This window comes from Rhodococcus sp. NyZ502, assembly GCF_041464245.1.
In the GTDB taxonomy this organism is placed as follows: domain Bacteria; phylum Actinomycetota; class Actinomycetes; order Mycobacteriales; family Mycobacteriaceae; genus Rhodococcus_F; species Rhodococcus_F qingshengii.
Map to the genome: position 1 here is coordinate 1 of NZ_CP167156.1, position 26,086 is coordinate 26,086.

At 59.6% G+C, this 26,086-nt stretch carries 23 protein-coding genes; 6 read left to right on the forward strand and 17 right to left on the reverse strand.

Annotated elements, in window-relative coordinates; genetic code table 11:
- Positions 1-152: 152 nt before the first annotated feature.
- From ACBG85_RS29000 to ACBG85_RS29010, 3 genes are all read right to left on the reverse strand, one after another.
- Positions 153-1,139, reverse strand: a complete 987-nt coding sequence (locus tag ACBG85_RS29000) for a DUF4192 domain-containing protein (RefSeq protein ID WP_037130195.1) — start codon at positions 1,137-1,139, stop codon at positions 153-155.
- Between the two features lie 194 nt (positions 1,140-1,333).
- Positions 1,334-1,690 carry a hypothetical protein gene (locus ACBG85_RS29005; protein ID WP_003942448.1) on the reverse strand — a complete coding sequence of 119 codons (357 nt, stop codon included), beginning with the start codon at positions 1,688-1,690 and terminating at the stop codon, positions 1,334-1,336.
- Positions 1,687-2,694: a DUF3560 domain-containing protein gene (locus ACBG85_RS29010; protein ID WP_182262185.1), complete on the reverse strand. Its 1,008-nt coding sequence runs from the start codon at positions 2,692-2,694 to the stop codon at positions 1,687-1,689. The genes ACBG85_RS29005 and ACBG85_RS29010 overlap by 4 nt, the downstream gene beginning before the upstream one ends.
- Before the next feature lie 205 nt (positions 2,695-2,899).
- Between ACBG85_RS29010 and ACBG85_RS29015 the strand changes: the two genes are divergently transcribed.
- Positions 2,900-5,707, forward strand: coding sequence for a DUF4365 domain-containing protein (locus tag ACBG85_RS29015; RefSeq protein ID WP_182262184.1), 2,808 nt, complete (start codon positions 2,900-2,902; stop codon positions 5,705-5,707).
- 63 nt (positions 5,708-5,770) lie between these two features.
- On the opposite strand, the gene ACBG85_RS29020 is transcribed toward ACBG85_RS29015, so the two are convergent.
- The 9 genes from ACBG85_RS29020 to ACBG85_RS29060 all read right to left on the reverse strand — a co-directional run bounded on the left by ACBG85_RS29020 (position 5,771) and on the right by ACBG85_RS29060 (position 17,278).
- Positions 5,771-6,346, reverse strand: a complete 576-nt coding sequence (locus ACBG85_RS29020) for a hypothetical protein (protein ID WP_003942445.1) — start codon at positions 6,344-6,346, stop codon at positions 5,771-5,773.
- On the reverse strand, positions 6,343-6,477 hold the full coding sequence (locus ACBG85_RS29025) for a hypothetical protein (RefSeq protein WP_256931494.1): 135 nt from the start codon (positions 6,475-6,477) through the stop codon (positions 6,343-6,345). Before ACBG85_RS29025 ends, ACBG85_RS29020 begins: the two co-directional genes overlap by 4 nt.
- Positions 6,478-6,498: 21 nt before the next feature.
- On the reverse strand, positions 6,499-7,131 hold the full coding sequence (locus tag ACBG85_RS29030) for a helix-turn-helix domain-containing protein (RefSeq protein ID WP_037130206.1): 633 nt from the start codon (positions 7,129-7,131) through the stop codon (positions 6,499-6,501).
- Between the two features lie 6 nt (positions 7,132-7,137).
- A complete protein-coding gene (locus tag ACBG85_RS29035) occupies positions 7,138-7,869 on the reverse strand; it encodes a hypothetical protein (RefSeq protein WP_003942446.1) in 732 nt (243 codons plus the stop codon).
- Positions 7,869-13,181 carry a telomere-binding protein gene (locus tag ACBG85_RS29040; RefSeq protein WP_182262183.1) on the reverse strand — a complete coding sequence of 1,771 codons (5,313 nt, stop codon included), beginning with the start codon at positions 13,179-13,181 and terminating at the stop codon, positions 7,869-7,871. The genes ACBG85_RS29035 and ACBG85_RS29040 overlap by 1 nt, the downstream gene beginning before the upstream one ends.
- A gap of 198 nt (positions 13,182-13,379) precedes the next feature.
- Complete coding sequence (locus ACBG85_RS29045) at positions 13,380-13,655, reverse strand: hypothetical protein (protein WP_037130212.1); 276 nt, start codon at positions 13,653-13,655, stop codon at positions 13,380-13,382.
- Between the two features lie 537 nt (positions 13,656-14,192).
- The gene (locus tag ACBG85_RS29050) at positions 14,193-14,933 is read right to left on the reverse strand and encodes a hypothetical protein (RefSeq protein WP_037130214.1); all 741 of its coding nucleotides are present in this window, start codon (positions 14,931-14,933) and stop codon (positions 14,193-14,195) included.
- Complete coding sequence (locus tag ACBG85_RS29055; RefSeq protein ID WP_003942441.1) at positions 14,930-15,895, reverse strand: ParA family protein; 966 nt, start codon at positions 15,893-15,895, stop codon at positions 14,930-14,932. The genes ACBG85_RS29050 and ACBG85_RS29055 overlap by 4 nt, the downstream gene beginning before the upstream one ends.
- 708 nt (positions 15,896-16,603) lie before the next feature.
- Complete coding sequence (locus ACBG85_RS29060) at positions 16,604-17,278, reverse strand: hypothetical protein (RefSeq protein WP_003942436.1); 675 nt, start codon at positions 17,276-17,278, stop codon at positions 16,604-16,606.
- A gap of 834 nt (positions 17,279-18,112) precedes the next feature.
- Between ACBG85_RS29060 and ACBG85_RS29065 the strand changes: the two genes are divergently transcribed.
- Positions 18,113-18,400, forward strand: a complete 288-nt coding sequence (locus ACBG85_RS29065; RefSeq protein WP_003942447.1) for a hypothetical protein — start codon at positions 18,113-18,115, stop codon at positions 18,398-18,400.
- Positions 18,401-18,661: 261 nt separating this feature from the next.
- Here the strand turns inward: ACBG85_RS29065 and ACBG85_RS29070 are convergent, their stop codons facing one another.
- The 5 genes from ACBG85_RS29070 to ACBG85_RS29090 form a co-directional block, all read right to left on the reverse strand.
- Positions 18,662-19,183, reverse strand: coding sequence for a hypothetical protein (locus ACBG85_RS29070; RefSeq protein ID WP_232508943.1), 522 nt, complete (start codon positions 19,181-19,183; stop codon positions 18,662-18,664).
- 77 nt (positions 19,184-19,260) lie between these two features.
- A complete protein-coding gene (locus ACBG85_RS29075; RefSeq protein ID WP_182262182.1) occupies positions 19,261-19,926 on the reverse strand; it encodes a hypothetical protein in 666 nt (221 codons plus the stop codon).
- Positions 19,927-20,069: 143 nt separating this feature from the next.
- Positions 20,070-22,070 carry a cutinase family protein gene (locus ACBG85_RS29080; protein WP_209922987.1) on the reverse strand — a complete coding sequence of 667 codons (2,001 nt, stop codon included), beginning with the start codon at positions 22,068-22,070 and terminating at the stop codon, positions 20,070-20,072.
- Between the two features lie 23 nt (positions 22,071-22,093).
- Positions 22,094-22,351 (reverse strand): hypothetical protein, encoded by a 258-nt coding sequence (locus ACBG85_RS29085; RefSeq protein WP_182262180.1) that lies wholly within the window; start codon positions 22,349-22,351, stop codon positions 22,094-22,096.
- A complete protein-coding gene (locus tag ACBG85_RS29090; protein WP_182262179.1) occupies positions 22,351-23,190 on the reverse strand; it encodes a sigma-70 family RNA polymerase sigma factor in 840 nt (279 codons plus the stop codon). The genes ACBG85_RS29085 and ACBG85_RS29090 overlap by 1 nt, the downstream gene beginning before the upstream one ends.
- Positions 23,191-23,530: 340 nt before the next feature.
- Here ACBG85_RS29090 and ACBG85_RS29095 point away from each other — a divergent pair, with 340 nt between their 5' ends.
- The 4 genes from ACBG85_RS29095 to ACBG85_RS29110 all read left to right on the forward strand — a co-directional run bounded on the left by ACBG85_RS29095 (position 23,531) and on the right by ACBG85_RS29110 (position 26,067).
- On the forward strand, positions 23,531-23,785 hold the full coding sequence (locus ACBG85_RS29095; protein WP_182262178.1) for a hypothetical protein: 255 nt from the start codon (positions 23,531-23,533) through the stop codon (positions 23,783-23,785).
- A complete protein-coding gene (locus ACBG85_RS29100) occupies positions 23,782-24,975 on the forward strand; it encodes a conjugal transfer protein (protein WP_182262177.1) in 1,194 nt (397 codons plus the stop codon). The genes ACBG85_RS29095 and ACBG85_RS29100 overlap by 4 nt, the downstream gene beginning before the upstream one ends.
- A 26-nt stretch (positions 24,976-25,001) precedes the next feature.
- Positions 25,002-25,322, forward strand: a complete 321-nt coding sequence (locus tag ACBG85_RS29105) for a hypothetical protein (protein WP_011331713.1) — start codon at positions 25,002-25,004, stop codon at positions 25,320-25,322.
- Positions 25,323-25,461: 139 nt separating this feature from the next.
- A complete protein-coding gene (locus ACBG85_RS29110) occupies positions 25,462-26,067 on the forward strand; it encodes a hypothetical protein (RefSeq protein ID WP_182262176.1) in 606 nt (201 codons plus the stop codon).
- Positions 26,068-26,086 lie beyond the last annotated feature (19 nt).

Here is a 26,086-nt window from a genome sequence, read left to right on the forward strand (position 1 = left end):
CCGCTGCGCGGCCGGGGTTGCGGGTATTTCGTTGCGCTAAAACGCAATTTAGAAAATCGCGGCGAAACGAGAATCGTCGCTCGGCTCCATTGGCGCAGGGCAAGAAAATCGGTGGCGCAGTCACGAAATGCATTGCGCCACCGATTCGTTATCTACTGCGCCTGGGTTTGATGTGCCAGAACTGCCGCAGTCCGCAATTGTTCCCAGATCGCGGGGTGCAGACCGTTGTCGAGAACCTGCTCGAACATTTTCCCGAAGCTGTGGGACGGGTCGAGTCGGCGGCCACTCGTCAGTGCTTCACGTGCCAGCGCAGAGCGGCGATTGACCCAGTTGAAGACTCCGGCGAACACCATGAGCGGACCGGCCAAATCCTCGGGTAAAAGTGCGCCGACCTGCCGCATTACCTCGGCGGCTGCATCGGCATTGTTTTCGTCGATGTGTGCGAACAACAGATCGCGCACCGTCACGTCATGCATGGCAGCAGCAATAACGGCTGCGTGCTCATCGGTAACGGTAATGCCGTGCTGTGACGTGCCGTCCAGGTAGTGCGAAAGTGCCAGATCGAATACCCGATCGGCCGCTCGCTGTGGCTCCATGGCGCGTAGAACGATGCGCTTGGCGCCGAAGGCCCGTGAGGCCGCGGCAGCGCGTTCCGGGCCGTGCTGCGCGGCGGTAAACCCTGCTCGGATCTCGCTGCGGGTCTTGAGAATCGTTGTGCCCTCGAACAACGCTTCGGTGATCAGTGGGTGTGCTGCAAGATCGACAGGTGTACCCGACTGTGCGGCAAGTGATCCCGCGCCCGTCCATTGACGTACCAGACCATCGGTGAAAACGAACACAGGCGGAACTGAATCGGGCCGAAATGTTTCGAGCGCTTCGGCTACGTCATTGCCCCGTTCGAGCGTGCCAAAGACAACCACAAGCATCGATTGGCACTCTTCCAGAGCTGGTGTCACACGCAAGGAACTCAGAATTCCCTCCGACACGCCAGGGAGCAGATTGAGGAGGGGGAGCATGGCGACCCTGCACGGGTGCACATCGAGGGTGATGATGACCAACTCGTCCTCGGGAAGATGGCCACCCATAGCCACGGCACCGGCGACAACATCGGACGGGCTGGTCATTCGGAAAGCTGGCATTACGGAACCCCTTTGGGTCGGTGGGCGAACTGGTCAGATTCACCCGATGGATTGGACTGACGAACACTTGAAAGCTACCCCACGCCTACGACAAAAAGGCACTTTGACCTGTGTCTATGTCCCCGGCACACCCGGTGCCGGGGACATAGACACAGGAGGCGACGCAAAGCGCCGGCCTCCCGTAGTCTTAGCTGCTAAGGGGCAGTGATCACCTCGGCTGTGAATCTGCCGATCCGGGTGCGTGACAGACGAGAATTGGTGCCGCGCACATGCTCGAACCAGGCTTCGCGCTGATCGTCCGGCAGAGCGTCCCACGAGCTCGCCGTCAGAGTTTCGTAATCGAGAGCGGCGACAGTCTCGAGCGGTGTGAGCAGACGCCAGCTGGCGAGGCGGTACACGTCCGCGAAGTGGCCGTTAACCGGTGGCCACTCGGTCTCGGGGTGGAGTCGCATAAATGTTTGGGCAGCAACACGTTCCACGGAACGTGCAACCGGATAGTGGCGCGACTGCCGAAACTCTCCGCTGTGAATCTCGTCCCGGAGACTGTTCACGACCGAACCTCCTTGATGGAAGATGAACTGGCCGAAGCTGTTTCGGCTTCCTTCGCCTGCCTGTGTCCAGCAAGTTTGTGATACGGAATAGTGTCCGTCCAATCGCCGCCAATCCTCGCCGGAACAGTGACAGATTTCTTATTGACCCGATCCACCGAATACCAGACACCCGAGCACCTGACCAGATCTCCTTTCGCGATCGTGTCCGGCCCGAAATTGTTGGCCTGACCTGACGCGATCTGCTGGGCGCGGATTCCTTCCCAATAGGTGATCTGGTCGGCCCGCTCGGCGATACGGGTAATCAACGCCTGACGGTAGGTGCCCTCGGCCGGAGGAAATTTCTCGATCAGCTTCACGCCACGCACCACGAAGAGCGTCCGCTCGTGACCGTCGAGCTCGCGTTGGTCCGCGCGCTGCTCTGCGTGCATTTTGTCGATCCGATTCTTCACGGTCACCGGGCTGTAGCGAGCCGCTGTGGTCACCGCTGTCGCCTCCGCGCGCCTACGTGCTTCCTCCGCATTCCCCTCGGCTGCCACAGCCTGTCCCAGGCGCTGATGGACTTTCTTGAGCGCTCGCCGATGCCGCCCCTCCGAATGGTGCCCGACCTTGATCGGCTCACCCCCAGGAGGAAGCTGGGCAGCCGCGCGCTGCTCTGCCTCCCAAGCCGACTCCGCCTGTTCTGACCGGCGCCCCGCCTTCAGCGCGAGCGCTTCCACCCGAGCAGTTTGACGATCAATGCGATCGGCCTCGACCTCGGCCGTCGGCCGCGCTGTCGAGTCGATATCAATCTCGACATCGAAACCACTCGCGCGCAACGCCTCTGCAGTCAACTCAATCAGGCGAACCTTCGGAGCCCGATCCCTACTGCTCCGGATCCCCCAGAAACCGATACTGCGAAACCACCTCCACCCGTGCGCCGCCAATACATCTCCGGAACCATCACCGCGAGAGGTCCCGTCAATTAGCGTTCCATCCGCGGCAGTGTGCGAAATCGTCAACGTCACTTCGAATCTCCGACCTAACAGTGGGGCAGGTAGTCAGTCCGCCCGTCAGCAATTGGACACCTCCAAACCTACCCTCGATATCCGACAAAAACATGCATTCACCTGCGTGTATGTCCCCGCCGCACCCGGTGCCGGGGACATACACGCAGGTTGTGATTGTCTATAGACAGGAACCATCAGGGAACGCGGCAGATGAGGCGAAACAATGATAAAAGCCAGTAGTACCGTCCAAACCGGAAACATTGGGGAATTAGCCATCGGCTACCAGTTCACGAAATTGAATTGGCACGTAGCCCCCAACCCTGCCGGCGAAGTCGGTACAGATGTCTTTCTGCAGCCGCGGACGGCAACAGGCATTGATTCTGGTGCACTCATCGCTGGTCAGGTGAAGAACGGGGACACGTGGTTCGATTATCCGGAATTCGATGCGGACGGAAAACTTGTTGGATGGTGGTTCCGTGATCCCAACAGTGAGCATTTGAAGTATTGGCTCGAATACTCTGTGCCGTTCATCCTGTTCCTGCATGAGGAGTCCACCGAAAAATCGTATTGGGTTCATGTGACACAGGATTCAGTTAAAAGTACCGGCAAAGGTGCCAAGATTCTGGTCCGCGTTGATTCAACTGTCGACAAACACCACATAGGAGACCTCCTGGAAATCGCGACCAAAGGCCGAATCCACTCACAATGGGAAGGGACTGCGTGGGGTAGTGCAGATGTGTTGTCGACTGATCGTTACCGCTATGCGATGTTGACGCCGCGCCTGGTGGCCCCCCACCCGAACTCGCCAGTGACGAAACTGGAACCCCACGAAGCCATCGCATTGTTGATCAAAATGCGGCTGAGGCACCTGACACCGCGCACGGCGGTTGACGCGCTGGCCAAAAGTACTAAGGATCCGGCACCGGACCTCGCGGAATGCCGAAGCTCGACCACGTGGGGGTGGCGATTTTATGCTGCAGCGCACGACATTCTGGGCGGTGACGCCAACATTGACGCGCTCGAAAAACTGGTCAAGGACGCCAAGGCGCCATCGGAACGGGCTGCAGCCGCAGTGTTCGCCTGTGCTCTTTCCGTCGAAGACGGAAACCCACAAGGCGGATTGGACGTCGTAGACGGCGCTCTGACCCATAGCGATTACAGCGACGTCGATCGGGCGTGGCTCCTCCTGCACAGAGGCCGTTGTCTAGCCGAGCTCGGCGATCTCGCAAATGCACGTCTCTGTGCCGTCGACGTCCAAAAAATTCGAAATGTAGCGGTAGATGACCCAACCGCTATGGCAATCACAGGATCGGGCACTGATCTCATCTTCAGACTCAACCCATGGTCGACGGACAGCAAGGAAGTTATCGGTGTTGAGGAAGTGATCAAGGGCCGTGACACCCTCGCGTCGTGGTGGAGTCGGCAGGAGGTAGCGGACGGCCTGGAGATTCAGTTCACCGACCAGTTCCAAGTATGGGTGGGTAATTCCGAGGGCCCAGAACTGGATCCGACCAGCTTGAGGCTCCGGTCGGCGACGCTGCTTGCCGGGATCGCTGCGGATCATTCATCCTGGCGAAGATCGCACACACTCTTGGCCCAGTACACGCTCATGAACGACAGCTCAGCTGAGGAGATCGCTAAATCGCTGGCTGCGCTGAGGCACGCAGGTGAACACAAGCTGATCGAGGACACTGTGCGGCATTTACTAAGGGTGGGGCCCGCAACCGCGGTCCGCGCTGCAGCGGGCGTAGTGCGACTTGAACTCGGGACTCGAACTTCGCTACACGCTGACCTGCAAACGATTTCGTCTGCCTCCGATGTCCTTGAAACAGACTGGGCAGACACGCATGCACGCTGGATACTGGCGAGGTTGAATGATACTGGCGACTTGGCAACTCGGCTGCAGCCGACCTTCTCACTGGAGCATGCACTGCTGAAAGTTTTGTCGAATCTTGTTTCCGTGATTTCAGCGCCGGTCCTGCGTGAGGTGATCGAACACATCAAAGAATCTCCACAGCAAGGGGATATCGGCTCCTCGTACGATTGGGCACGCGTCGTGGAGAACGTGCCAATAAGTGAATGGACCAGCGACGACAGAACGGCGGTTGCCGTGCGCAGCAAGGACGGCCCGGCACTCAAAGAAGCGTTCGATCGAATCCTCGCCAAGCACGATTCCGCCCATCGGGAAACGATTCAGAAGCGAATTGAAGAAGGGAACTTGTCCGCTCTCAGTGCTTTTGGAGATGTACGAGACCTAGATGACGACATAGCGAAGGGCGTTATTGAGAAGCTGTCCTCCGCGACCACCCAGCGGATCTCCGACCTCAAAAGCGGCTCGTTCGCCATGGGAGTGAAGGACTTTGCATCCGATCTGGTCACACTGAATGTCTGGTATCCCCAGCTCGCTTCGTGGGATTCGATCTCCGACCTATTGACGACGGAACTGCCTTTCGTCTCTGACCGCCAGGGAGTGCTAGCGAGGATCGCAATTCTGGGGAAAAAGATTCCTCCAGAGGTGGTCGATGTTATTGCAGGTCCGCTCCATGACTTGATGGTCGCCCTTCCCTCAGAGGGGCCTAGTTTCAGTGATGAGGACGTGCGAGGTTCCGCGGCAGCTGCATTGGCGGCTGTTCGACCTGACGCGATCTCGGATGAGGAACTGTGGGACCTTATGCGCGGCAACGTATACCAGCGTGCAGCGGCAGTCGAAGTAGTGTCAGGAAAGAAATCTGCGAACAGATTTGACGTCCTTGTTGCGATGTCGCGGGACACGGACCCGTGGGTGCGCGCAGTGATAGCGCGTCAGATAGCCCGTGAAAAGCCAGTCGATGGCGACATAGACCGCGCAAATCTGCTGCGTCGGCTGTTGGCAAACGAAGGAACCCTGGTTGCGCGGATGGTGGCGAGCACGATCAATTCGTCGCCACCTGATGATGGCACTGACAAAGTGGTTGGCATGCTCCGCGGAAACTTCTCTGCGGGAGTGCGACGAGCAATCGCTGCGTACGACGCAAAACGGAATCCTGAGTGATTTCACCAGCAATTTAGCGAAAGTGGTCGAGGGATCGAGTTTCTTCAGACTGATGGGGCTCCGTCACTCTCGATATTGAGAGCGACGGAGCCGCGGTGCGGACGTTCCTAGATCCCCAGTTTTGATGTGATCTAGTGTCGCCCAGAGGGTTTCATTGTCACCATCGCGGCGGTGCTGATCGATGGCTGAGATCAGCTTGTCGATCACGATCCTTGCGGCCGGATTGAACGATGCCGCAGCGGCGCCGGCCCAAGCCAGTGGTTCGTCGGCGCGGTTGAGAATGCGGTCCAACGCACCTTCGCATCGGTCGAAGAATTTCCCGGTCCGTTTGGACTGGTTGGCATCCTGATCATCTGCTGCGAGCGCAGACTCGGCCAGGTCGAGAAACCCATTGATGATAGAGGTGGCACGGTTTCGTAGAACTGGGTCGAAACCCAAGGTCGCCCAGAAACTGTTCCACCGCACCCGATATCCGCGTTCGGAGTCGAGCGGTACGAGGTGATCGCGGATCAACCGGCCGAGCGCTTCGTCATCGAGGTCGCGCAAGTGCCCCGCCAGGAGCGCCGGCTTCGACGCCGTCGGCAGGGGTTGTGGATCTTTGACGCGTTGCCAAGGCTGTGGGCCTACGGATTCGATCACGACGGAAGGCTCTCCGCCGGCCACGACACATCAGTCGCGCCGGCCGGCGACGCCCCTGCCTGGTCATCGATCAAGAACTCGGACAGCACAGCGCTGACGCGAGCTTCGATTGCACTGTTGGTGGGATTCATGTTCATGTCCTTATCTGCCGTTCATTTCAGTTCTCTCGCCACAGCTAACACCGAGAGGTCGACAGCCGGCGCGTCATCGGACCAGACCTGCGTTCGGCCCTGAGCCAGGATTTGAGGTCGGGGGTGAACACGCCATGGCTCCACTTCCTGTATGACCTCGTGGGCCAGCACGACACCATGGAAACGAGTAGGCAGCGTCGTGAGGTCAACGATCGAGCCTCTACGGCGGAACTCCTTCATCGACCGCGCTGAACCGTTACTAATGACAACCTGCCTCCACGGCTTGCCCGCGAGGTCCACGATCGCAACCACGTGCGAATCGAGCCATCCACGATCACGCCACGCTGGCAGAACTCCTCGACCTTTTGGTAATGCGATCGAAGTTATGGCGTCGCGGGCGTAATCGGCTTGTTGCTGGCTGCGCAGCTCCGAATCCGGCGCCGGCAGACGCAACTGCGCCAACCGAGGAGAAGGGATCGCCGCAAGCTGGCGGTTGGTGCCAGAAAGCCACCGTCGCACGGTGCGCGTTGAAACCCCGCAAGCCTCGGCGACGACCGCGACGTCCACTCCCCCGCGCTCGGTCTCGCCATAACAGGTCCGGAGCATCATTTCGAGTCGCTTGCGTGTCCACCGCGGCCCTCGCCGAGAAGTCATCGCCGCTTACCGTTCCACGTCGAAGCTATTGATTTGGTAGAACTCCCAGCCGCCGACATAGTCTTGGGCTCGGCTGTTCATCCAATTGATCATTCCCTTGTCGCCCCCATTTTCGTAGGCGCTCCACATGGATTCAACCTGGTCGGGTGTCAGGGCCAAGGTGATCATTCGGTCCCGCGCATACTCCCGGGTGCCGGGCCCCTGTACCGCGTCGATCTTGATCTTCCCGCCGAAGTTCGACAGTGCTTTTCCTCGTGCGCTGCTGCGTACGCTCGACATCGCTTCTTTACGTGAGGTTCGAGTGGACGCGGACTGTTTCGCTTTGCGGGCCAATGCATTCAAGGTTTCGGTGCGTGGCTTCGCAATTCGCTGTCGGCCCTCGGGAGCCAGCCAACGCTCGACTGTTCGTTTGGAGACACCCAAATCACGTGCCGCTGCAGCGGTGTTGATTTCGCTGCGCTTTCCCGGTCCGTAAGCGGCCAGCAGCTGAGCCTTCAGGTTCGACGCATTTGGCTGTCCGGAAATGTCGGCCCCTTGCCGGCCGGTCAACTTCCCGAAGAACTCCCCCTGAAGTTTTCCTCGTTCCCCCCGCAAGACTTCCCGGATGGCAGTCTGAGTGACACGAAGCTCTTTGGCTGCTCGCGAGATATTGATTCGGCCGGCCACGACAGACCCGAAGTCGGAAAGACTGTCTGCGATGCGCGAATACGACGCCCTACTGAGTGGGTTGCGTGCCATCAGGAATCACTCCCCTCCGCACTAGCTGCCCACTCGTTCGGAGCAATCAGCTCCGACTTCCCCCGATAACCTTTGCCGTCCAAATACTGCAGGTGGTCGGACAACAGCGCCGATCCTTCCGGCTTGTAGTTCCCGAACCCCCGCCCGAACTGCTTCTGATCTCCAGGCCACGCCAATTGTGGATCGCGCTCGTCGGAGACGTACAGGACGGTGTCCTTGGTGACCGCTACAGGCCACACTCCGCTGTCCTCGCCGATCTTCGCGATCCTATACATGATGTTCGCGCGAGATTTAGCGACAATATGGTGGTGCCGCTCGGGCGAGTAACCGGGTCGCCCGGCCAAATGCATGTCGGAATTGAGCATGCCAATGGTGTGCGTGTAAATCACTTTGTTCTGCTCACGCGCCAACAGTGCATCGGTGTCACCCTCGATATCCAAGGCGGTTCGCGCATCGCGAATGCGTTCGTACCACGGCACCAGAACGCGCCCGTGATCTCGCCAGACGAATGCTTCCAAGATCTCCGGCTCGTAACCGAGTTGGGCAGCGCGTTCGAGAGTCGGAGTGGTCACCCACTTCGGTTCGGAGACAGACAGCCCCATCGGATTCAAGGGATTCGGGTAACGCCAGTCCGCTGCGTCGGGGATTTCGATCAGCCAGTATCCCGGAAGCTTGCGATCGAACACCATCCCATCCGGGTGATGCTCTGGCTCCCCGATCGGCAATTCGAGACCAGCAATACCGGCAGCATAGGAACCGCCGCGATCGAAGGCATGAACGTAGCGGCATTTCGCCTCTGAATCGGAAAGGGTTCGCGACCAATCGATATCGGCTTCAAAGATCTGGAACTTCTTCGCAAAATCCGAGTCGGACGGCGCGAAGATCCGCTTCCATTCCTTGGGGCGCGCGGCGATCATCAAGTCGATCCCGGTCGATGCAGGACTCACAGCCCACGGGAATCGGAGCGCCCCGGCCAACAACGCAAGCCGCCTTGCCAACGTGGCTGCGGTAGGAGAGTCACCAAGTACAGGCATCTCTTTCGGATCCTGACTCATCCCGGAAATCAGAGCTACCCACACGCCACGTGCCTCGCCTCGCCACACACGAGTCCACGTCCCTAGCCGGTCCCCCGGCTGCCCGCCAAGCTGCCATCCCTGAGCCAGCGCATCGGTCACAAATGCAGATTCAGCCGACAGCTCCTTGAGTCGATCATTCCTGTTGCGTTTCCCCAACGAACTGGTGTCAATACCAACTTTCTGCGCCATCGCATCGGTGATCCAGATCTGACCAGGCACAGACCACGTGTCAGACGTCCACGTCCCGAGATTCAGCGTCGTGACCAACTCGGCGACATCTCCGACATGCGCGATCGGAGTAGCCAGCTCGTGGCGAGTGCCGTCCGGCAGCCATACACCGTCGACATCGAGTACTGCAGCCGGCGCAGTGAACGCGGCCGCCTTCTCCTTGCCGGCCGTCTTCACTACCTTCGGGCGAGTCTCAGGGCCCTTCGGTGCCAGCGCTACCAGCGGTGAAGGTTCGGGAGCAGGTTCGATTTCTTCCTGATTTTCGGCTGTGCCAGCTGCAATCGCCCGAGAAGCAGCGGTGCTCTGCCACCAGCACGGGAGGTGCATCACGAGTCCGTCGATCTCCCAGCCAGCTTCGTCGCCATGGCAGAGAGCGCAGGTAGATGTAGGTGAGATCTGGAACCCGTCTGCGGAGAATCCCTCTGCATCGGTTTCAATCGCCATTTCAGGCTCCTTGTCAGTGACAGAGCTGGTTAGACCCTTTTTTTCGTTGGACGGGATTGGCGAAGATACTGCGAACCCGGTAATGGACGAATTCGCTCGCGCTTCATCTGGCGAATCGTGAAGGTCCCGTCCATCGATGTCTGTAGGAAGGTCGGCAGGCTTGCTATCCGGTACCGGACCGTGGGGATCGTCAGATCCCGTTCTCACCTCAAAATCGTCCGAACATTCGCCGAACAACTTGTGCAGGCGTAGTGCGACCATTCGTTGACGACGGTTCTCGCACTTGATCATTCGCTGCACGGTGTAGCGGGGCATCCGGCCCTTCCGCTCTTCCGCGATCAGCACACCTTCGTCGTATAGTGCGCGCAGTGCAGTGCCCCGATCAATTTGCAAGGAATCGGTCAACATCTGCCCGGCGGATTTGAGGACCTGCTCAAGGGCCAGCAAATCAATGAGAATCTGCGGTTCCCCATCGCAGGGCCGTGGGTTGGCGACGACATAACCCAGACGGATTCCTCGACCCTCCTCTCTCCACCGAGCGGTGCCATCAGATGTTTCCCCGACAACGCTGCGCCGCCAGCCAAGTCGCTTGGCCAACGACCAGTCACTTGGCGCCTCACCAGTTTCGACGTCGTCGACGTATGCTTGCCCATTCCTCAATGCGTGTATCAAAAGCTCACGTACCCGGGCGCCCGGTCGCATCGGGAGGTCAGGATCGACCGCCGCGGACGCGGCATCGGTTAGACCGACAGCTACGAGGTCTCCCATATGTGCGACTTCGTTTTCCGTCAACGCGCCCAATTCGACAAGGAAGCGTGACATGGCATGCCAGCCGGCCCACAATGAGCCCAAAGCGTCGGCTTGACGTACGCTTTCGCCGCCCTTTCTCAGCTGATTGGCGTACTGTTCGCCTGCTGCAAAAGCGGCGGAACGAACTTCATCCAAGCGGGGGCACAGCCACTGCAAATAAGTGGCCATTACCAGGGCACGTCCGTGGCGGGATTCAGGGCCATCCAATTCTTTCAGAACATTCAGATCGATCTCTGACGCCTGGAGAGGGATGACGAGCATTCTTTGAGCTGCTGACCCTGGCCTCGGCATGATCTCCGACGTAATCAGGGCAGAAGCGCGGGGTGGTGTCCCGTCAAGGATTCCGAGACCGTCCCGGGTGCTCCGTGACCGCTCTTCACCATTGTGAACCAGACGAGCGAACTCTTCGAGAGCTTTCTGGGCGGTGGCGAAGTCACGCGTGGGAGCGACGTCATCGGCCCAATAAAGGGCATCTTTAGAAGCATTCAATTTGATGCGCAGTGCATTCAACGTGTCACCGTTACCTGACATCGATGAAGCAGGACGTCGACGGTCCCATTTCTCGCCCCAGTGATGCATCGCCAACGAGGCAAGCGAGGTTTTGTAGCTCCCTGGAGACCCGACAAGTGCCATCACCCACGGGTTTGGGCCTAGCGCGGACCTGAATACATGCCCGAGTAGTGCTGCCGAGACCCGGGTAGGCGTGCGTTCGAGCATCGATGCCGAGTCGCAAAGAAACGCGGCCCGGATCCGCGCAGGATCCGAACTGGGCGCAGGTAAGTCGAACATTCTCAATGGGCCGGTCAACAGCACAGGTGCTACCCGTCCGCCGTTCTCGTCGATAGCACCGCCGGCGTGTACGAAGAAATATTTTCCTTGCGCGTCCCGTCGCCATCCGGTGGATCGATACCGTACAACGCGTCGAATCTCGCGTCCGCCAGCTCCTTTGAGTGCATCACGAAGCTTTGCAACGCCGCTTGGACGGCTGTCGTAAGCAGGAGGGCCTGGCAGTGTTTCCACCCACGCGCAGTCCCGATACTCCTTTGCCGGGATCCGGACCCGCAGAAACTCACGGCTGTCCGGATGCGTGTATCCGATGATCACCGCAGTCAGCTCTTGCGGCGAGGCAGGGTTAATTTCACTCTGACCGGCCATCGCTTCGCGGCCCATCAAATCAGGCTCGTCGACGTCCACCCCATCGTCGGTGACTTCGAGATATTCCATCTCGACGATGCGAGCATCGATATCCAGCACCAACTTTGCCTGCTGATCGCCGTCTTTCCTGGTGACGATCTCGACGAGGTTCCCTTCGATGATTCGATAGACAGGGGCGATGAAATTGGTTCCGCGGATGCCATTGCGAACCACGACCGATGTCGCAGACGGACCGTTCGCCGCGGTGGCCTCGTCCGCGTTAGCTTCAGTGACTGGCGCGGGTTCGAGCTCCGGATCCTGCAGCAGCGGAGGGATCGCGACGCCGGCGACCTCATGAGCAGCTCGCGCCGCCACCCGAGACGCATTCCAAGCAATCGTCGCGGACTCGACGGCTTCGCCAGCCCACTCGGTCCCCTCCTCGGCTGCCTGCTGAACGACTTTGTCCACGAGCTCGCTCAGATGCTCAAAACGGCGCTCAGCCTCCAAAGCCCAGCGCTGAGCGCGCACCAACTCTTCATCGGACTCGACCTGCGTGTCAGCTAGATCGATACGCGCTACAGCCTCAGCGAGCGCGACCTCGACAAGGGCCTGCTTTTCGACCACGTCAGCAGCGAAGCTATGTGCTGCGACTTCTCCAGGACGGACCGGAGTAAACCCACCCCATTCGTCCTCGTCCGACCACAGCCCAGCCTCGACGTGGTCGGTGAAATCAGACTTCGGGGTGACTATCGCAGGGAGCAACAACTGAACCTGTGCGCCAACTCCACCTAGCAATGACGCAAGTTCTATGCCGCGCTTCCATCCAGCGCCATCTCTATCGAGGACGACGCGGACCTCTGCACCCTCGAAGAGCTCAGCGGAGGTAACTGGAAAGCTCAGCCCACCCTGCGCATTGGTGGTCGCGACCAACCCCAATATCTCAGCGGTCTCGACGTCCTTCTCGCCTTCGAGCAACCAGACCGGTGACCGCTCAGACAGGGCGGACAAGAGGGCGGGAAGCTGATAAAGGACAGAATCAAAACCGTCGGGCTTGCGCTTGAGACGGGTGCCGTTGGCACTGACAAACAACTGCCGGAACTGCTTGTGACGTGCGCCGTCACAGGAACTGCATTCCTCGCGGATGACTTCTTGGACGACGGTGCCGTCCGCCGACACGTATGGGTAGACCCTGACTCGAACCCAACTGTGCTCAATCTTGGGGTCTGGTGCAGCTACGGCGATTCGAGCCGGCAACCGCCCGCCTTTAGGACGTCGTCGACCCGCACTCCGTTGTTGAGCCGAACGGCCGACCCGAGTGAGTGCATCGCGCTCGGGAAGAGGTTCGTCGAACAGCTCGACCATGGTCAGGCCAAGGCCTTCGGCAATTTCCAAAGCAGAGGCGTTGCAGCCGTGGCAATGCAAAAGCACCATGCCGCCGCGGTGACCGTTGACCCAGCTCACTGACAAGGACGCATGTCGGTCCGCGTGGACAGGGCATAAGGCCATCAACTCGTGAGGGCCTCGGTGTTGGACCCCACCACTGGACTCGACCGCGATGCGTACGCGGTCGAACGACGACATAGGACCCGTCGCTGCGCCGCTCGATGCAGCCGCCGTCATGCGATTGCCTCAGCGACACTCGTCGCCAAGGATGGCGAGTGTGCTCGGAATTTGGTTAGAATGGCCATAAGTCCTCTGGACTTGAGTAAGTGAAGTTCGGAAAGTGACCTCGCAAGTCGCTTCCCGGGACTGAAATCGAATCGAAGAACCCCCTCCGGCCGGCAAAGCAGTGGGGGTTTTTCGCTGTCTAGGGCCAACTCATGCTGGAACCGAAAGTTCGCCGTCGGTCGCTTCGCGAGCAGCCTGGGTTCGATCAACTGCATAGCGGGCGTCGTGGATGCGGAGTCGCTCCGGATCCAACTTCTTGAGGATGTAATCAGGAATGTCGAGGTTCGAGGCGCGCGCCATGACGAGCACCCAGTAGTCCCCGAGATCGATCCCGAGTTCGTCTGCCCGACGTTCGTAGACCTTGGCCTGGTTGAGGGGTGCGCGCACGGAGAGGCACCGGCGCGCGCCTTTACTTGGTCGTCCCATGGGATGAGCGTAAATCGATTCTGATTCAGAAACGGTGATGCTGGTTGTGTCAGCGTGTCGTGCCCGGCGCTGCTCATGTCTGAAATCCCCTCAACCCTCGCAATGAATGCCTCTGATTAGAGGAAGATCCGCGTGCCCCGCGCCGTGTGACAGATGGGGTCAACAAATCTTCGTGCGCATCATGTCGCGAGACCTGGACGGGCCGAGTCGAAGCGGAGTCAGGTTAGCGAGGCATGCACTTTCCCACTACTACGTGTGACCTATCTGCGAAGTTGGTGGGGAGTGGGGGGAGTGGAAAGAAACAGCAGTTCAGGCGGCAAAAACCGCTCCCCACGTAGGTGGGGAGCGGGGTGGGGAGTGGGGTGGGGAGCGGCTTCAAAGACACGAATCGGCCGTTTGCGCTCGCCCGGATCTACGATCTGTTTTTAGGCTACGAAGGCAGGCGATTCGATGCCACCTTCGACTGCCGTTCATGTGGGCCTGGAAGCAGAGACGACCTCCGAGGCTTACTTTTTGCTCCTCGAAGGTCGTCCCCCACTATCGTGCGGGCGACCGCAGGTGCAACGACAAGACGCCCGCGAGCAATCGGCTGCGCGATTTGGAACCGACGACCTTCACTTGCTCGTCAAGCCAGTCACGTTGAGCGGTGGTGAAGCGGAACCAGGTCTCGACGGGTCCTTTGACCGTGAACGGCTCTTGATGGACTGGAATCCCTGAGGACGATCTGCCCGCGACGGGTTGAAAGAGGGCTCGCAGTCGCTCGATGCCTACTGCGTCGAATGCCTCGATGGCAACATCGGCGTGATCGCATCGCCGTTCGGCTGCACGATTCACCAAGGCGTCGCGAGTGGTGCGATCCAGGTAGGCCGTGACAGTCACCTTCGAGGTATCTGCAGCCGGCGGATTTCCTTCTTCCAGAATCTGGGCTGGGGGCGCTTCGGTGACTGCGGGTGGAGACTCGACGACAACAGGAGGCGCGTGGGGTGGTGCGACTGGAACGGTGACAGCTTCGGGTTCCATCGGCTGCACCCGCACTGGAGATTCAGGCGCCGAGACGGCGGGTTGAGGGGCGTCGGTGACTCGTTTGGGAGTCGGCGGGTGAGGAGCTGTGGAGTCGATCTGGGGTTGAGCCGTGTCCGGTGTCTGTGGGCTCGTAGTGCGGCGAGGCTGCAGCCCGCCGGCCGGGGGCAAGAGACCAGCGAGTCCCTCTGCTCGGTTGGGCTTCGGGGCGAAAGACTTGGCAATGCTCTTGCGGTTGCGGACCCTATTTTCACTCATGCCGAAGCCCTCTCAGCGGTGATGGTCGACATCCGTACGAGGATCTCGCGGGTGAGGTTCGAGTAGTCCTCGGCCAGGCCAGAGGCGTTTCGCGAGAGCATCAGATCCTTTGGTTTCGTGCCTTTCCTCAGCGCTGCGATCCGTGATGCGGTTTCCCCGGCCGATCGTTCCTCGAGCTCATGCACCAGAAGTCCTTGGCGTCGCGCGTCGAAGGCGGTGGTTTCCATCGTGCGGATCCGAGATTCGAAAGTCGGGGCCGAATCGCCGATCATCTCCTCGACTGCTTCCCGAATCGTTGCGTCAAGTTTGGTTGCGCGTGAGCTGACGCCGAAGAGGCAGATCCCGCCGAGTTGGAGCTGGGGGTTCACGGCAGGAAGGTTTCGTTCCGGATCTCCGTCTCGTGCTGCCGAGAACTGGCCGGCGATCGTTTCCATGCCGTCGAGGCTGGCATCATCTGCGCGGATTGGAATGACCACAGCGTGGACTACTTCCATCACTGCTTCGATGATCGTGAGATCCGTCGGAGGGGTATCGAAGATAATGACGTCGTAGTCTGCGGCCACTTGCAGCAACATGGCCAGTAGAAGCTGTCCTAGTCGTTTGCCTCCCTGGCGTTGCTGCCTGGACACCATGACTGCGGCAAGGTCGAACATTGCCGGGCCGCCTGGAACGATGTCGAGATTCTCGCGACCACCGACGTTCTGGATGATCGGCGGTGCCGACCCGCTCAAGAGGGCTGAGAACAAGGGCACGCCGTCCTCCTTCACAAACCCTAGGTCGCGGCACAAGTTGGCCTGGGGGTCGAAGTCAAGCAAGAGAACCCGGTAGCCGCCGGCAGCGAGTAAGCCTCCGGTGTTCGCGCAGAGTGAGGTCTTGCCCACTCCCCCTTTGCCGTTGAAGAATCCGAAGCAGGCAGGCAGTTGCTGATGAGTGGGTGTCGTTGGAACGGCATCTACAGACATGGTGGTTCTCCCAATGGACGTTGGTTTCTGACGAGTGGTCTGTAAGGAAAGTTAGCAGGGGTCCTGGACAACTCGCGGTATGCCACGCGTGTGGGGCCGTATGTGTTCAGGCATGTGGGTCGGCAAGCGGCGCCGCGTGTAATGCCGCGTGTTTGCATGCCGATGTAATCGCAGGTGAACACGTATGTGAACACGTATGTGAACACGTATGTGAACACGTATGTAAACACGCGTGAGTCGCTGCAGGGAATCACGCGTGAAGAAATGCGGATAATGATGCGTGAACACACGCGGATGAAATGGCGTGTAAAGAAACGTGGTCTTCTGCGTGTTGGACTGCCTGGGGTGATACGGGAGATGAAACGTGGTTCTATGCGTGAGACTCCGCATGATCAGGTGCGGAGTGCACAGCGGTTTGATGTGCGGGTGTACATCCGTGATGTTTTGCGTGACCGCTCGCAGGATGATGTGCGTGCAGAAGGATGGGCTTGCGTGCGGGGTGGTACTAAGGGTTCTCGTACGGCATGTGGTGCGGGTCTACATGCTGTGCCACAGGCGGAATCAGTTGCCAATTGGCGTACGGATCCGCCTGCTTGTAGGCGAGGGTGACCGGGTGCGTGATCAGAATTCTAGAGCCCCGGACTCACTACTCACTCTGCGTGATTCAACATGGCTTGCTTTGCGTGAAGGTGTGCGTGAAATAGCCGTTTAGCTGTACTGATGTGGGGTTCGTCGTGGATCGCCGATGGCGCCACGCTGTGCACGCTGTGCCTTGATGCGATGTCCGAGGCCGGCGACGGTGCGGACATCTGCGGCCTGAGCGATGGCGTCAGCCCGGCGAAATCCGTCGAGTTCGACGGCTAGATCGACCAAAGTGTCTTCGAGGATGTCCTCGGCAGCCGCATATAGGTCCCAGAGCTGCTTGAGCTCCCACGCGCGGATCAGGGGATTAGAGAAATAGAGCCCGTCGACGATCTTTTGCACCCGGGCTACCTGGGGATTTGTGCGTTCGTGCGCCTGCGACCAGATCGAAAAGTGGGAACTCGCCGAGCAGGTGACCACAGTCGTGTCCAGTTCGCGAGCAACTGCGGACCAGGATGTGGTCGTTTCGAGGCCTCTGCGCGCATGTCTGGCGGCCTCGCCGAATGCCCGTTGGCACACTGTGGCGTATGCGGCGGCTGAACGTCGCGCTTGGCTTAGTTCGCGCAGTTCAGACAGGGTGGTGAAGCTTTGGCGTCCGCGAGTGAACTCGGTCGCAGCCAACAGGGCGTCGCTGCTCGTCCATTGAAATCGAGACTGCCTGTATTGGTCGCGGTGCCAGCGGAGATCGTCGATCCATGCCGAGTTGAGCTTGAGGCCCATCTCGCTGCCAGGAACGGTCATAGAACAATGATGACACCACACCGGTGGTGTGTCATCAGTAGTACTAGTTGCGTCCCGACAAATCATGCTTATCGCCTTGTTTGGAACTTGAAGGCATTCCAACGGTCGCATGCCAGTCATACCGACATACCAGCCAAGCGGCTTCGCAAACATTGCCACTCACTTTCAAAGGCGTCCCAGAAGCGTCCCAATGTCGCATAATGTGCCAGTCGAATTGGATTTGATGTGAGGTTGGGACGCTTGTGGGACGCCATGCATATGGTCGTGTGATGGAATCGAGCTTGCCACTTCCGCATATGTAGGCAATTAGGCGCTTACGTCTTGGTCGTATCGAAATGATCCGATAGGTTTCTCTAACGGCTGTGGATATGACTTGGGTGCAAGATTCGCGGGTCTTGGGTGAGGTGTCTCGTCGCACCCGAGCTGTCCAGGGAGGGCTGTATAACTCTCAGCAAGATCACTTTAGGTTTTGAGCGAGCGTGTCTCGTTCCCTGTTCAGTATCGGAGATTGACGTGAGTAGCACGCATAACCAAGGCCCGTCTCAGTCGGCTGGCGGGCACCGACCACTCGCCGGGACCTTCCGTTCGGCCGCGGCCCGATCGGTCGAGAGCATCGCTTCCGCGTACATCGAGGGTGACAACGACGAAATTGAACAAGGGTCGGAAGTACCCGCGCATGTGGATCGCCCCGCCGAGACTGAACCTGCTGGAAGCCAACAAGATCGGGAGTCAATCGACCGTTCCTCTGACCTGGATGGGGGAGGGAAGTCGTCAAGTGTTCGGGTGCCGGCAAGGTGCCATGCGAAGCTCGAGGAGATGCGGGCGAGCACGGGGATGACGAACGGTCAGATTTTCATCGTCGCGATCGAGGAGACTCATGATCGACTGCCGGAACTGCTCTACCCTGGCGGTCGAATCGGTGGGGGATTATTCGCAGCCCGCGGCATTCGCGCCAAAACGTCACGTGACGATAGTGAGACGCAGGTAACTTACCGACTATTTCATGCCGACTTCGACGTGATTGACCACCTTGTGGCGGAACTGGGCGCAAAATCCCGCTCGCATCTGATCGCGGCGGCGCTGACCGGATATTTCTTCAAAGACGACGAGCCCGCAATATGACGAGGGGAGCGACGAGGGCGCCTTCAGCGCTTCTTGTTTGCGAGTACCCAAAGGAAAAGAACAAGCACGGGGGAGAAGGCGACAGGGACGGCGAGTACCCAATGCGTCACTGTCCCTGTCTCCACCTCCCTGTTGATCCAAGTCAGTAGAAGGGCTGCGACGAGCCACAGGAACGCGACGTGGCGCCAGCGCAACCGCCGCAAGAACAGGTTCAGTCCCACAGGCAGTTTCAGTCTCGACATTCGGTTTGGCATAGCTGGCTCAATTCAGTTGGATATCGACCATGCGGAGTCGGTCGCTGGCAGAAAAGTAGGCAAGCGCGTCAAAGCACGCTGCCGCCGCTTCAGCCATTTGGACGGCCCTTCCGCGCGCCCGTACAGAAACACCCCATAGATTGCAGGTCTGTTCAGTGGTGGGCATATGGGTAGGTGGGATTCCCAATGCGCCGGCTGTCAGCTGCCGTGTATCAGAGTTCTGGTGCCATTTTGGGAACAGATCCAGTTGTGAGAACAGGTGCCTGAGTAGCCCTGTGTGTTCCTCCGGATGGAAGCCGCCCGCGATATGTCCCTCAATGCTGCGGGCCAGCGTTGCGAGCGGGAGGGCCGCCGCGTCGTCGACCAAGGCGCCTCCACTGGCCAGCGAGATCTCCCACGATCGCCCGCTGCCTGTGTCTATTGCCGCAATTTCCCGTACCGGGCGCTCGCCGTTGTCGGTCGCTGCGGTATTGACGTGAACAACAAACAGATCGCGACCGCTGTTGCCGAACGGTGAAGGAGTTGCCATGGCGTGGAGGGTAGCTGCCAGCATGGACTGGATTGCGATCCTTGCCGATGCGGCATTGTCGATCTGAAGTGTCGAAATCAGTTGTTCTGTGTAGGGGACCGACGATCAGGATAATCGGCGAGGACTGCGGTGGTGAACGCCTGATACTGGGACTCCGCGAAGTCGGCGAAAAGAGTAGCGACCGTCCCGTCGTATGGCTTGCCCTCGATCGTGATTGTTGTTTTCGGCGGGCCCTCGCCAATAGTGGTGTGTCTCTCCAGCGCTCGATGAGTGACCTGGTCCCGCACCAGTTTGAGGAGTCTGAACTTGTTATCGCCCATTAAGGCCTGGCGCCACCGTTCCTGGCCTTCGTGGAGCTGCACACCGTTCTTCCTGATCGCCTCCCTCAGGTGTTCCAGGTCAGACTCGCCATGGGGATCGAACCGCCCTGCTCGTCGCAGTCGATACGCAGCAGCTGCGCAAAGATCGAGGCAAGTCAGGGCCGTGCGCGAGGCAAAATCGATCGGGGCTAGTTGTAGGACATCGAATTGCTCGGGTGCGAAGCGTTCATGGATGTACGTGTCACCCTTGGGGCCAGCCATCTCTTGCGCCAGTCCCGCAGCTATGCGAGTGAACCCCACTTGAAAGGCAGCTGAGGCAATCAGTGCTGAAGCGGCCTCATAGTCTGCGGGGAGTGACTTGAGGCGATCCGAAACAGTGTTTGAGATCGTCAACAGGCGAACGTCGTCACTCGGTCTGCTCATCCCTAATTCTCTCGCACGTGACGAGTGGATATGTAGAAAATGGGAAAGCGAAAAGGGCCCCACCTTTGGACGGTGAGACCCTTCCCTGGCCGTGCGGTTCATTGTTTGACTGCTGACCTTGTGCAGAGTTGAGGTCAGGGGAGTCAGGCGGTCACTTTCGCAATCGCGTCGCGGAAGTGGTTGGTCAGATCCTGGAGGGCGGTCGTTCCAGCGGAGTCGATGACCATTTCTCCGTAGCTCTGGTGAGCTCCGGAACCGATGAACGAAGCGAACTTCAGTCCTTCAGTCCCGATCTGTGCCAGTGCATCGGCGCCGTCAGAACCTGCCAGCGCGGTGAGATTCGAAGCGAGCCCACCAAGGTCCCCTGTCTGGGACTGCTGAGTTAGCTGCTGGCCGGTCGCCGACGATGCGGACGCTGCTCCGAGTTTGGCCGGATCAGTCTTCTGTCCACCCCCGAGCGTGCCTACCGCGATCTTCGCGAAGTCGAGGATGTGGGGGAGTGCACCCAGACCGGCTCCGATGACATCGCCGGTTTCGATCGCGTGCCAGAGCTGCTTCTGCAGTTCGCCGGCGGAGTTGGCCAAACCGATGATATCGAGGTTGCCGACGAGTCCGACGATCATCGACACGATCTGAGCGGTACCGGACGGGTCGGGGATCATCGCGATGAGTGATGCTGCGGTCTTGTAGTCCAGTCCTGCAGCGAGCTTGACGAGTGGTTCGAAGAGAACATTGATTCGGTCGAACTCGGCGTGCACCGCCTTGACCTTCGCCATGGGATCGAGCGCGGGATCGAGAACGATCTGCGGGATCCGAGTCGTGAAGATGTCGGCGACAGCTGGAATGTTGTTGGCCAATGCGAAGGCATTCGTCCCGATGTGGGTGACCTGATCGATCAGGACACTCGGCTTGATGATCGAGAGCGCGTTCGCGGCAACGGAGAGCCCATCCGCCGGGGTGGACGTCAAAGGTGAAACCTGATTGGCGAGAGCATCGACGGAAGCCTGCAACTGCGGCACCTGCGCCGCGCCTGTGGCTCCCTGGACTGCCTTCGTTATCGAATCGGCGGCCTTCAATGCGCCGGCCACATCGATACCCTTGACCGTCTCGACGATCTTGCCGGCCGTGAACTCGGGCGTCGATGCGTCCGCTGACTTGAGTGATTGTTCGACGGCGGGATTCTGAGTCACCCACTTGGTCGTATCCGCTACAGGGACCAGAGTGTTTGCAATGTCGGATGCCGCTGCGCTCACGCTGGCGAGGTCGGGAGAACCAGACTGGAGCTGCTTCTGCAGAGTGTCGACGTTGCCGGCAAGGCCCGGGAGATCAACCTTCGAGTAGTCCGAAACCAGGGCGTTCTGCAGGGTCGCTGTGTTGGGCTGAGAGCCATCACTCTGCTGTGGACCGGATGCAGTAGGGGGCTGTGAAAGTACTCGGCCGAGACCGGCAAGTAACCCGTCCTTGTTGCTGTTCGTCGAGCAGTAGAGGTCGTCAGGTGCGCAGTACGACCGCGTTACCGAGGCTGTCTTTCCGAATCCGCCTGGCCGCGCCCCCGCAATACCGACTCCGTCGACAGCTGGACCGACGAGAGTGTTGTCCTCGCTCGGACTCTGTCGGGGATCGGCAACCAAGCCGACCGCGATCAGCTTCTCCGCGGGAATCGGACCCTTGTCGTGCCCGATCAGCCACGTCAGATCGCCCGCGACATCCGCCCCTTGGCTGTAACCACCGAGAGCGAAAACAGTACTAGGGCACTCCGTTGCCCGGGTCTGCATGACTTTCGCGGCAGCCTCTATTCCGGTGGCCTTACTCGTTCCGTAAGTCTTGCCCTTGTTGAACGCGGATGCTTCGTAGGCAGGGTAAGTGACTTTGATGGAGCTTCCGAACTGCTGAACAAGCGGATCAGTCACTTGCTTGAGAAGGCCCGTCGCCACCGAAGAATCTGCTCCCGAATCTGTCTCGAACGTCCCCGTCATCATGACCACCTCCGCAGTGGGGCAGCCTGCAGAAGCCGGTGCGGCATGAGCGGTCCCCGGCGTTGAGATCGTGAGCAGAGTTGACGCCACGGCTGCTGTAAGAAGGGCCGCCGAACCTACCGAACGGGCGCGTCGGTAGTCGGTAGATGGGGAAGCGATGGTCGTCATGACAGATCTCTTTTCGTCATCGATTACAGCGAGGGCAAAGTGGAAAGACCGCTGCCCGAATGTGCGGTCACGGTGTTCGGCAGAAGGTCGACGACCGTGAAGACGGCGCGGTGAGCGAGCGACATCAGCTGTCCCAAAAGTTCGGGATGACTCACGGAAGGGATACGTAGCGCTGCGTCGAAACTTCCAGCAGTCTCGAAAAGAAGGGACGATTCCTTCATCACGAAGCCAGCGATCAGGAAGCACACCAGCAACGAAACTGCGTCGAGAGTTCGAGTCATCACAAAGCCTGTTCGATCGGCCGGGCGCTGCGCGATGCACGGGCGAAGCGCGCATGATCCGACGTCTGATTCGAAGTTCCTACGCTGTTCCGAATCTTCGACACAGCGCGATAGAGCCGCTGACGAAGTGCGGCCGAGGTCATGCCGATCTCAGCCGCGATCGATGTCAGATCGGTGTCGGTCTGGTCGAGATATGCGCGCTGAATCAAAGCTCGGTCGGTGCCGGTGATGACTCCGTTCCGAACAGCCCAAGCGAGCAAGTCCTGGGCGAGAAATGGGTTCTCGGTTTCCGCCTCAGGAGCATCGGAACGATCCATCAGATCCGACGCGGGGATCTCACCGGCAAAGGTGTTCTCGTGTGCGATCTTCTTCAAAGTCCGCAAAAAGAGAGCTGCATAAATGTTCTCGCCGGACGGGCGATACTCGGCTATCAATGACATGAAAGTGGCGATTGTGGTGGCCGCACGCTCGTCGTAAGCGTGGTAGGAATCGAAGCCGGCCACCCGCGCGTGACGGGTCAACGAGATCAACTTCCCGAGCATCAGCTGCAACAGCGCTCGCCCCGCGAGAACGCTGCCCTCCTGGTGGAGGGTCAACAGTGCCAGCAGTACGGCGTCGCGATCGAGACGATGGGCGCCGGCCAAGTCGTTGAGTTCCTGAACCTGATTCAAGGCCGGCTGATTGACCGACCATGTGAGCACCTCTGCCGCTGCTGAGGGTCGTGCGCACAGCTGCATCCATTCGGTGTTCAGACGGCTGTAAAGGTCGCCTCGAGCCGCGATATGGGACGGCAAGGCGGACGACGAATGGCTGGGGGCGGTTGCTGCGTGGGTGGACATTTCCACGGGTCTCCTCTGTGCGCGTGCGAGGTTGGTCTCGCGCCCAGTAGAGCAGCCCTATATTGCCTCTGACCTGCACGTTTGTTGTTGCCAGGGGAGTGTTTGTTGTTGCCGGAGATGTTGTTGCCGCGAGCTTTGCCGTGAGTAGATGCGCGTGCATCGAAGGCATCGACGTGCACGTTTGAACCTCTGGCAACAAGCAACTGGCCGCGCTCGGAAAAAACTTTGAAAAAAGTTTGGCGAGCTCTGTCACTCAGGTCTTCGCGCCCGGATCTTCCTACAAGTAGAAGCCCACAAAATCGGTGCGGCTTTCACACTCGCCAGTCGCCAGGAGGACCGGATGCACGACTCGATGCAAGCGCTACTGCACGATCTCGGCTACGCCCATGCCATTGCTGAGGAGATCCGTCGAGTCGCTGCGGCTCTCACACGAAACCCATTCGACGAAGATGCCAGCGCCGCGCTCTCGTTGTTGGTATTCGCAGAGGTGCCGGCCGCTCGTGCAGCGCTTGCGCGGGCAATGAGCGCCGACATCCCGGATGGCGAATCAGAACTCGACTCGTCAGAGCAGCCGTCCGAGGCAGGTATCCGATGAACATTGATTGGAAGAAGATCAACAACTTCGGGCGCACTCCGAAACCGAAGCAGGATGGTTCCGCAACCGCCGATTCCACCGAGACGATCGTCGATGAAGTAGAGGAGCGTGTGCGCGCAGAGCGAGTCCAGTGGGGCCTTCGTCAGCAGTGGACTACACGCGCAATTCGCGGTGCGATCATCGCCGCTCTCGTCGCAGGAATTGTCTCACTGCTGCTCGTCGTATTCGGCTCGTCGTCAACTCCGGCAGTCGTCAAAGCAACTGACAACGAAGCGCAAAGCATTGACACCGCAGCACAAGCCCAAGCCGAAGATGTAGCCCGTCAACTGGTCGTGACGTGGCTTCAAGGCAGCCGAGGAAACGAGCGTGAGATCGAACGGTTCGTTGCCACGCCACCGAATATTCCGGCATCTGCGCTCTACGTTGCGACGGACCCCGCCATCGCATCAATTGTCTTCGATCGCGACGCACGAACCTACGCCGTGACGGTATCGGTCTCGGTACGCCCCGCCAACGATGCCTCCGCAACAATCGTTCGGCGCTACTTCCAAGTTCCTGTTGTTGTGACCGAATCCGGTGCGCGCGCCGCCACACTTCCTTCCGAAGTTGCGCAGCCGTCGACAGCTGTAGACCTTCAACTCGGATATAAGTTCCGAGTCGCGAATCACCCGATCGGAACCTCGGCCAACCAGTTCCTCGCCGCACTTCTGACAGGCAACGGCGAGGTTGCTCGCTACCTGACGCCGGGGGTCTCCATCGCACCGATCGTCCCGGCGCCGTACCGCAGCATCGCACTCACCGATGTGCTCTCCTCGGTCGATCTCAGTGCGTCGAACTCGGCTGCACCGCGTTCAGATGGCGACGTCGTGCGCTTGTTGATCACTGCATCTTTGAAGATCACCGACGCCGAATCTGTCAACGGTCAGTACGCGCTGACGATGACTTCCCGCGGCGGTCGCTGGGAAGTCAGCGCCATCGACTCAACGCCGCTCTTTGCCGCTACTGCTCCTCGCAGCGGAGTCAATTCGTCGACCACGAGCGCCCCGTCCCCGTCGACTCCGAAGAACGCTCCGTCGACTTCCGCACCGACATCCGTAGCGCCGGCTCAGGCTCCCGCGCCAAGCCAAACACCCGGATCGTCGCTTCCAGCTGTCGGCGAAGTCCCACTGTTTTCCCCTTCAGGAAATTGACCCCTCGAACCGAAAGGTGACCCATCATGTCCCTCGCACTAGCCGCCGCTGACCCCAACACCGCGATCGTCGCCGCCGGTGTCTTCGAAAAGATCGGAGAGCTGACCAACAACGGAAAGGTCGCCCTCCAATCTGCAGCCAGCTGCCTGGTCCTGTACTTCCTTCTCCGGAACTTGATGCAGTCCTTCACGATCGCCCGGCTGGTCGTCTCCGCCCTCATCGGTGCTGCAGCGCTCTGGGTTGTCTTCAACATGGACTCCCTCAAGGACCGAACCGGAGAGGACCTGGCCATCTCTGTCGTGCAGGTCGTAGAAGCGCCGGACCCGAGTCTGGATCTGCCGGTGTAAACGGCGACCGCGCGCCCACTCGAATCGCCCTTCACCGACCCTGACAAGGAGGACTGCAGATGTCCGAGGTAACCACCGCGGCAACGGACGCGACCACACGAGCACACCGACAGAACTCCTCACGCGAGTCGGTGCCCGCATGAACGACGACAACAACGTCGAAGTCATCAAAGACTTCACAACAGCTCGGAAAATCCCTCAGCTGATCGGCCGCACACCCGACGGTAAGAAGCTCCCTTTCGGCCCCTACACAGTCCCGCAAGCAGTCAGTGGCGCCGCTGTCGGAGCAATCCTGTGGCTCCTGCATCCGTTGTGGCTCGGCGACAACATCACGTGGAACGTCGGATTTTTCGTCGCATGCTGCGGCGGCACGGTGTTCGTCGTCGGCAAGCTCCGATTGGCCGGCCGAAGCCCAGCATCTGTCGCTCAAGGGGTCAAAAAGGCCGTCTTCGCGCCGCCTGAGGCCAAGCTGAAGATCAACGGCAAACGCGTGAATATCCGAGCACCGCACCTCGTTCACGCCGGCGGCTACATCACTGCCGATCCGCGCATCGAGGACCAACTCGTCGCTGCTGTGGAACCCGAATCCCCTTCTGAATCTGTACCGGTCGCACACAACGCTGTCGGCACTCGGTCGCGACCTCATGAACTGCCCACCCTCTCACCAAACGACCCCGCCCCGCGCCCCGGCCGATCAAGCGTCAAGGAACTCCTTGCACTGGCCAACGCCGGAAACCCCGAGTAGAAAGCGATCCGCCGCAATG